Origin of the sequence: Salipiger sp. D13 (genome assembly GCF_003703915.1) — a bacterium.
In the GTDB taxonomy this organism is placed as follows: Bacteria; Pseudomonadota; Alphaproteobacteria; order Rhodobacterales; family Rhodobacteraceae; genus Salipiger; species Salipiger profundus.
On record NZ_RAPJ01000082.1, the window covers coordinates 1 to 8,384 of the forward strand.

5 protein-coding genes are annotated in these 8,384 nt (G+C 65.1%); 1 reads left to right on the forward strand and 4 read right to left on the reverse strand.

Annotation, left to right across the window (positions count from 1 at the left end; all coding sequences use genetic code 11):
- Window positions 1–406 precede the first annotated feature (406 nt).
- Window positions 407–2,887, reverse strand: a complete 2,481-nt coding sequence (locus tag D6860_RS24900; protein ID WP_083697804.1) for a pyrroloquinoline quinone-dependent dehydrogenase — start codon at window positions 2,885–2,887, stop codon at window positions 407–409.
- Between the two features lie 267 nt (window positions 2,888–3,154).
- Here D6860_RS24900 and D6860_RS24905 point away from each other — a divergent pair, with 267 nt between their 5' ends.
- Window positions 3,155–4,738 carry an SLC5 family protein gene (locus D6860_RS24905; protein WP_076623615.1) on the forward strand — a complete coding sequence of 528 codons (1,584 nt, stop codon included), beginning with the start codon at window positions 3,155–3,157 and terminating at the stop codon, window positions 4,736–4,738.
- Between the two features lie 11 nt (window positions 4,739–4,749).
- Here the strand turns inward: D6860_RS24905 and D6860_RS25415 are convergent, their stop codons facing one another.
- From D6860_RS25415 to D6860_RS24915, 3 genes are all read right to left on the reverse strand, one after another.
- Window positions 4,750–4,905 carry a hypothetical protein gene (locus tag D6860_RS25415; RefSeq protein ID WP_017467619.1) on the reverse strand — a complete coding sequence of 52 codons (156 nt, stop codon included), beginning with the start codon at window positions 4,903–4,905 and terminating at the stop codon, window positions 4,750–4,752.
- Window positions 4,906–4,984: 79 nt separating this feature from the next.
- Window positions 4,985–7,204 (reverse strand): glycosyltransferase, encoded by a 2,220-nt coding sequence (locus D6860_RS24910; RefSeq protein ID WP_076623614.1) that lies wholly within the window; start codon window positions 7,202–7,204, stop codon window positions 4,985–4,987.
- The gene (locus D6860_RS24915) at window positions 7,201–8,247 is read right to left on the reverse strand and encodes a lysylphosphatidylglycerol synthase transmembrane domain-containing protein (protein WP_017469259.1); all 1,047 of its coding nucleotides are present in this window, start codon (window positions 8,245–8,247) and stop codon (window positions 7,201–7,203) included. Before D6860_RS24915 ends, D6860_RS24910 begins: the two co-directional genes overlap by 4 nt.
- Window positions 8,248–8,384: the final 137 nt, after the last annotated feature.

The window sequence follows — 8,384 nt, forward strand, 5'->3', positions numbered from 1 at the left end:
CATACACGGGACATTGCTGCGCAATGCCCTGCCGGTCCGTGGATCAGCATCTCACCGCGCTTGCGCAGCGCGGTATTGTAGGCGGACCAGTTCGTGGTGCGGTAGCGGGTTGGCGTCGGCTTCGGCATGATGCCTTACTAACTTGCTGGATTCCGGCTGTGAATCCTCACCGGCTCAGGTTGTGCAACAACGCCCGTCGACGCCGGAGTTTTTCAGCGGCCTGCCAAGAGTCCCGGACCGCAACACCAGCCACGCGCGCCAGTGGCGCGGAGCGGCTTAGCCCCCGCCCTTCGTGTCGTCAGAGAGGGAACGCAACAACAGCGATTTGTCTGCCAAGCTGGGCAGCTCGCGAACAGAAAGCTCGCGAGCTGCATGGTTTCGATTATCTATATACCCATGCACGGGCCTACTTGGTCTCCAGCGCATAACCGATGACATAATCCCCGATCTCGGTCTTGAGCATCGAGTGACCCGCAGCACCCTGAACGACATACTGCCGCCCTTCGTGTACGTAACTCATCGGCGAGGACTGGCCGCCGGCGGGCAGCCTCCCCTGCCACAGCAGCTGACCGCTTTCGGTGCCATAGGCGCGCAGGAAATTGTCCTGCGCTGCGGCAATGAAGGTCAGCCCGCTCGATGTCATCAGTGGCCCGCCGAGGTTCGCCGTGCCCAGCGGCACCTTCACACGGCTCGGCATGCCCATGGGGCCGCTGTCGTAGCCGGTGCCAAGCGGCTTGCTCCAGAGCAGCTCTCCGGTGGCAAGATCGGTGGCGTTGATCATACCCCAGGGCGGAGCGATGCAGGGCATCCCCAGCGCCGAGAGCCAGGTCGGGCGGGTGATCCCCCAGGGCGATTTCCAGTGCGGCACGATCTCCTGCGCGTAATGCAGACCGCCTTCGCCGATGGGCAGGGCGTCGACCTCTTCGCGCGGATACATCGTCAGGTGGTTCGCCAGCCGCGAGTTGTTGGTGACGAGGATCTGCCGTTCGGTATCGAGGCCTATGCCGCCCCAGTTCAGCCCGCCGATGGCACCGGGGAACAGCAGCACGCCGCCGGGATTGTCCGAGGGGGGCGTGTAGGTGCCGTCATAGTCCATCTTCAGGAAATCGCGGCGGCACATGGCCTCGTCGATCATGCCGATGCCCCAGGTGTGGGCGGCGGTCAGGCGCTCCTGCATGCCGTCCGTCGGCATGCCGGCGAAGTTGGGATAGTAGGTGGAATAGGGCTGCGTTTCCGACAGCCGGTCGCCGGGAAGGGGGCCGTTGCCCTGCGGCGCAGGCTTGTTCTCGACCGGGCGCAGGGGCTCGCCGGTGGCGGCATCCAGGATGAAGATGCTGCCGGTCTTCACGGCGGCGACCACGACGCGGCGCGTCTCGCCCTCGATCTCCATATCCATCACGGCAGGCTGCGCGCCGACATCGTAATCCCAAAGGTCATGGGACATGGTGGAGAAATCCCAAACCGTCTCGCCGGTCTGCATGTCGATGGCGACGATGGCGGCGGTAAAGCGGTCTTCCTCGGGGGTGCGGGTGCCGCCGTAGTGGTCGTTGGCCGAATTGCCGGTGCCGACATAGACCAGCCCCGCCTCGGGATCGCCCGAGATCACGTTCCAGATGTTGGGGGTGCCACGCGGATAGACCTCGCCCTCTTCCAGCGGCTCCTGCGCGATGCCCTGCCGCAGCGCGTCCCAGGCCCACAGCAGATCGCCGGTGTTGGCGTCATAGGCCCGCACCACGCCCGAGGGCGCATCGCGCTGCTGGTTGTCAGACACCTGCTGGCCGATCACGATGGTATCGCCCAGCACCGTCGGGCCGGAGCTGTTCGAGGCAAAGCCCGACACCTGCATGCCCATCCCTTCGGTCAGGTCAACGGTGCCGCCATCTCCGAAATCCTCGCAGATTGCGCCATCCGCCGCCGAGAGCGCGGTCAGGCGGCCATCGACGGTCGAGACCAGCACCTTGGCCCCGCAGCTTTGCGCGGTGACATCGGCGGCGGGCATGCCCTCATCCGAGGCCGCATCCGCACCAAGCCCGGTGTCGGGATCATGAAAGCCCACGGTGCGGCAGGCGACCGAGAACAGCGGCTCCATCGCCTTTTCCGGCACCTCGGGGTCGTAGCCCCAGAGCAGGTCGCCGCTCGCCGGATCGAGTGCGAAGACATGGTTGGACGGAGAGCAGACGAACAGCCGCCCGTCCGCGTAGACGGGGGTATTCTGCGCCGAGTAGGACACCTTGTCCGAGGGCGGCAGATCCTTGGTGCGGAAACGCCAGACCTCGGTCAGGCCCGACACATTCGCGGGCGAGATCAGCCCCGCCTCGGTATAGCCCTGCCCGAGCGGCGAGCCGCCGTAATGGGTCCAGTCGGCCTGCGCTGCGCCGCCGGTGTCTTCGGAGGCCGTGGCAGTGCCGGAGCTCGAGGCAGGCCGCTCCCAGAGTAGCGCAACGATGCCTGCCACGACGGCAACTCCGACGGCCATCGCGCCGAAGCCCAGGGGGCGCGCCCAGCCGGCGCGGAAGGGCGAGGCCATGCCGACCAGCAGCAGGACCACGTCCAGCCCGACGATCAGGGTCAGCAGCCCGGCACGGCCCGCGAGGTCCATGCCCCAGGCGGGCATGAAGCCCTTGGCAGCGATCTCGAAGACCGACCAGCCCAGCGTGACCAGCAGCGCCAGCACCAGCAGCGCCGCCCCGGCGCGCAGCCGTCCGGAAAGCTGCACCAGGCCACCCAGCAGCATCAGCGCCCCGGTGATGGCATAGGTCCATGCGCCTCCGGCAAGCGCGACCTGCCCGCCGACCCAGAGCAGCGCCGCGCCCCAGATCATCAGGACAAGCGCAAGAGCGCGCATCCCCCATACGCCCCAGCGGTGAAACATCGTGGTGTCGTTCATCAGGCAAACTCCCTTGGTCGCGCTGCGGGGCGCGTTTGTGGGCTCTGGTCAAGCATCGGGTTCCATGCGGTCACGCTGTTGCGACCCCGTGTGAGGCCAACGGTCCGCATACCGGAGGGTTCCGGGAAATTCCCGCAAAAGTTCAACCTGCACGAGAAATCCGCGCCTTGCCCATTTTCCCCTCAAAGTTGAAAAACCTTGGAACATTTCCGGATACCCCCCGGTTCGGACCAGAGTTCCCCTAGGTGGAAAAACGAAGGAGACCCAATGCAATCCGTTCAGGGCGCAATCACGAGCCTCGATCTGACCGTCATCGCGATCTATCTCGTGATTGTCATTGCCATCGGCATATGGGTTTCAAAACAGACCAAAACCGGCGAAGATCTGTTCCTTGGCGGGCGGTCGCTGACATGGGGTGCGATCGGGCTGTCGCTGTTCGCGTCGAATATCTCGACCACCACGATCATCGGGCTGACCGGGTCGGCCTATGCGACCGGCATCGCGACCTCGGCTTTCGAATGGATGTCGGGGATCCCGCTGCTGCTTCTCGCCTTCATTTTCGCGCCGCTCTACCTGAAATCAAAGGTCACAACGACGCCGGAATGGCTCGACAAGCGCTACTCGCGCCGGGTGCGGCTGTATTTCTCGGGTCTGACGGTGTTCTTCACGGTCTTCGTCGACACCGCAGGCGGACTCTATGCCGGGGGCGTGGTGTTCACGACGTTCTTCCCGCAGGTGCCGCTCTGGGCGGCCTGCATCGCCATCGGGCTCTTCGCCGGGGGCTATGCCGCGACGGGGGGGCTCAAGGCCGTGGTCTATACCGACGTGCTTCAGGCGATCATCCTGCTGGTGGGCTGTTCGATCACCGCGTATCTGATGTTCCAGTCGCTGGATTTCTCATGGGCGCGGGTGCAGGAGGCGCTGCCCGAAGGCCATCTCGACATGGTCAAGCCGCTGGACGATCCCGATCTGCCCTGGCCGGGGCTGTTCCTCGGGGTGTGGATGCTGGGCTTCTGGTACTGGGTGACGAACCAGTATGTCGTGCAGCGGGTTCTTGGCGCGCGCTCCGTGCCCGATGCGCAGCGCGGCGCGATCCTTGGCGGCCTGCTGAAGTGCATCCCGCTGTTCGTCATGGTGCTGCCGGGCGCGATGGCGGTGCCGCTTCTGCCGGACCTGCCGGAACAGGACATGGTCTTCCCGGTGATGATCACGCAGATCCTGCCCACCGGCCTGACCGGCCTGGTGCTTGCGGGTCTCGTCGCGGCGATCATGTCGACGGTGGATTCCACGCTCAACAGCTCTTCGACACTGGTGGTGCATGACTTCATCACCAAGCCCGAAGAGCCCGTCGAGCCGGAAACCTCGCGCAAGTACGGGATGCTCTGCACAGCGCTGTTCATGGTGGTGGCCGTGGGCATCGCGCCTCTGATCCAGTACGCGGGCGGCATCTGGCAATATCTGCAGCAGGCGTTCTCGATCATCGTGCCGCCCATCGTCGCGGTGTATTTCCTTGGCGCCATCGACCGGAAAGCCAGCGAGAAATCGGCCTTCTTCACGATGATCTCGATGCACCTTCTGGGCGTGGTGCTGTTCGCGCTTGGGCAGGTCGGCATCTGGCCGCTGCATTTCACCGTGACCGTGTCGATCATGACCATCGGCGCCTGCCTCCTGCATGCCGTGCTGTCGCGGACCGTCTTCCCGCAGACCGAGGCACCGGGCGAAGATGTCATCTGGGACGCCCGCGCCGCCTTCTCCAGCGACCGGCGCGCCAATGGCGGATTGCTGGACGTCCGTCTCTGGGGCGCGGTTCTGGCCTTCGCGATGGCGGCAATCCTGTTCGTCTTCTGGTAAGGGAGCGCCAGTCAGCCGAAGGTGACAAAGGCCTCGATCATGTCGGCGGTCTCGTGCCCTTCGAACAGCAGCCGGTCGCCACTGGCGAAATCGACGGCGAGCACGCCGCTCTGCGCATCAATGCCGCTGCTGCGGGTCTGCCAGTCCTCGGCATCGACGATCGGCACGTCGATCCCGGCGCGGATATCGGTGATCCGTTCGGCATGACCCGGGGCGCGGGCCTGATCGGCGCAAAGCAGGACCCAATCACACGTCCTTCTTCTGACTGGCGGTCTTTCTGGATATGGCGGCCTCGTAAATCGTCAGGACCGAGGCCGAGAAGGCTTCGACGGAGTGCTTCATCGCAGCTTCCCGTGCAGCGCCGCCCATGACCTCGCGCTTCGTGTTCGAGACCATCAGCCCGTGCAGCGTCTCGGTCCAGATCTCGAGGTCCTCGGGCGTCGCGTAGCCGGTCTCCCGGTTCTCGACGAAGGCATCAATGCCGCTGGAGTTCACGGCAACCACAGGCAGGCCCGCCGCCATCGCCTCGAGCACCACCATGCCTTGCGTTTCGGCAGCCGACGCAAAGACGAAAATGTCCGAGATCGTCAGCCAGGACGGCACCTCGTCCGAGGGCACCGCCCCCACAAGGCGTACGCAGTCCTGCAGGTCCAGATCCTCTATCATCGCCTCCAGCCTCGGCCGTTCATCCCCCTCTCCGAGTACCAGGAGCCGGAAGCCGGGGGCGCCACGATCCCGCAGGGCGGCCATCGCCCTGAGGATGAAAGACAGGTTCTTTTCCGGCGACAGGCGCGCGGCTGTCACCAGCAGAAGGCGACCGTCGGGATTCACCTTATGGCGCAGGTCCCTCAACCGTTCGGGCACCTGGCTGCAGTAAAGCTCGGTGTCTACCCCCGTCGGCTGCACGTCCACCGGCACATCGACGCCGATCAGGCGTATGTAATCGCGGGTGACAGGGGTAGGAACGATGACGCTGTCGCAGCGATTGGCAAACCGGTTGATGATCCAGTGTGCCACGACATTGCGGAATAGCGCGCCCGGTAGCGGCACGATATGCGCAAAATGTTCCAGCCGGGTGTGATAGGTGAAGACTGCCGGAACCTTGAGCCGACGCGCCAGTCGCAGCCCGAGCGTTCCCAGCCAGAACGGATGATGCAGGTGAACGACATCCGGGGCAAACTCCCTCAGGCGCCTCCAGGTGTGCAGGTGGAACGGGTTCGCCAGCCGGATCATGGAGCCCTCGCGCGCAAGCGCCGGCACGCGCCAGACGCTCGGCTCGGTCAGGGTCGTGCCATAGGACGGGCAGACCACCAGGACCTCGTGTCCCCGTGCCTCGAGCCCGCGCTTTAGACGCTCGACCGACAGCGGCAAGCCCCCCGTGAACGGCAGATAGGAGTTGGTGAACATGGCGATGCGCATCGGACGCCCGAGATCGACCGGATCGGGCATGTCGTAGCTTGGATAATAGCTCCGGTCGCGGAACAGCTTGTCGTAGAGGTACACCCCCAGCAGCACGAGCAGCGTGAACCCCAGCAGGAAGTTCCAGATTCCGACGTAGAAAAGCGCGTAGATGTAGAACCAAACCCCCTCGATCCGCCGGGCGAGCGGGCTCGGCGCGGTCTCGACCGGTATCATGGCGACATCGACGCCGCCCGGCCCGACCTCCAGTTCGAGGTAGTGGTAGAAGCTCGTGTCGTCGTTCAGCACCAGCCCGCCCGCCCCGCCGGTAACGATGTGGCGGATGCCGTCGACGGTCTGGTCGGAATAGGTCGACGCCCCGGCCGAGATCACCACGTCGACCCCCAGCTCCTCCAGCAGGTCAAGAAGCCGCGCCCGGCCCTCCGGCTCGGACCAGGCCCCCGTGTCGGGCTCGAACAGGGTGTCGGGCACCGGGTCCAGCAACGGGTGCCCGAGGAAGACGAGGATCGGTCGCGCATCTCGCGCGTGCAGAATGTCGCGCAGCCAGCGCTCCTGCCAGTCGGTCGGGGTGCGCCCGGTGGCGTCTAGAAAGACCAATCGGGCCGCATTGAGGCTGACGGAATAGAAATAGGGCCCGAACCGCTGGTAGAACCGACCTGCGCCGAACTCTTCGTCCTCGTTCTGGCCAAAGGTCAGCAGGTAAGGCTTGCGCAGATGGCCCAGCGTGCCGAGGAGGGCGCGGTACTTGTCCTCGCCACCGGCGCTGACGATGTTGCCCGCAGAAACCATCAAATCAGCATCTGACGCGTTGATCCGAGGCAGGATCTCGTTCTCGAAAACGCCAATCGAATTGTTGGCCTGCCCGACCACCGCAAGGCTCAGGGTTTCGCGATCCCGGTCCGCCTCCTCGATCCGTTCGATCTGCGACACCAGCAGCGCGCTCCCGGTGGGCGCGTTGACATAGAGGTAGATCTTGTACCCCAGCACCGCGAGCAGCACGGAGACGTTGACCAGAAGCAGCAGCGAGAGGAACTTGCGGTGCTTCACGTGTATATCCTTCCCGGCCGCAGGATCCGGAGCGACACGACCGCTCCGATCGCCATTCCGAGGTAGATCGTCAAGAGCCGCCAGGCGAAGATGACAAGAAGCAGCTGCCCCTCGCCCACCTGCCCGGCCATGAGCCCTGCGAAGGCCAACTCCGAGAACCCGGCCCCTCCGGGCGTCGGTGCGAAATACATCAGGAACGTCACCACCGAGAGCGTTCCGATCACGGTCAGCCAGTCCGGCTCGAGCCCGAGCAGCGCCATGAGGAGCGCCGGCATTGCAAAGAGGGCAAGCAGGAACGCCAGTGTCGCGAGCACCGCCGAGACCGATAGCTGCGGCGCACCAGAGAGGAACCGGCCGAAGCCGTCCGAAAAGGACCCGGCCTCACGGCGCAACGCCTCTGCCCATGCGGCGCGGCGCGCCTGCCCGAGCAGGTGCATCCGCTGCAGCCCTGCCAGGCCCCACTCGCACACGGCGACCATCCAGGCCGGGCGCAGAAGCAGCACGAGAAACCCCGCCATGTACACCGCGATCACCCCGGCGATGGTGTTCGCCAGCGCGCCGGAGCTGCCAGCGATCTCGACCTCCGGCGCCAAGACGAGGAACAGCGGCGCCGAGACGAAGATCACCAGCATGGCAAGGATCGTCCGGATCGTCGTTGCCGCCGCCGAAAGCCCGACACCGACACCGCAGCGTTGCAGGTACCAGATCTGGGCAAAGCCGCCCCCGGTCGCCAACGGCGTGATGTTCGAGAAGAACAGGTTCACGAACACGAGCGGCATGATCTGGCCCAGGGTCACAGGCGCGTCCAGGGCGCGCAGGACGAAGTAGAGCCGCAGCCCGTCCGCCAGGAAATAAACCAGGAGGAACAGCGCAATCAGCGCCAACGAGCCCGGTGCGACCAGCCGCGGATCGAACCGGGGCATCCCGTCTCCCACGAACGCGGCGATGGCCCAGAACGCGGCACCGCTCAGGAGAAGGAAGACCGCCGCGCCAAGGACGAACCGCACCCGTCCCGGTGGTTCCGTCCGTTTGTCTTTCATCATGCGGGTGTTGCTCCGTCATAGCGCTGCCAGTGCAAGACATATGCTGGTCAAGGCCGTTGCCGACAATGGTCTCTAGAGTTCCAGCACTTCTGCGATGGCGCGCGGCTCTGTTGCACAAATCCCGTGCGGGATTCATC

Bases quoted from the DNA above. Each gene is read 5' to 3' on its own strand.
- D6860_RS24900 (WP_083697804.1), bottom strand. From the start codon at position 2,887: ATGAACGACACCACGATGTTTCACCGCTGGGGCGTATGGGGGATGCGC.
- D6860_RS24905 (WP_076623615.1), top strand. From the start codon at position 3,155: ATGCAATCCGTTCAGGGCGCAATCACGAGCCTCGATCTGACCGTCATC.
- D6860_RS24915 (WP_017469259.1), bottom strand. From the start codon at position 8,247: ATGATGAAAGACAAACGGACGGAACCACCGGGACGGGTGCGGTTCGTC.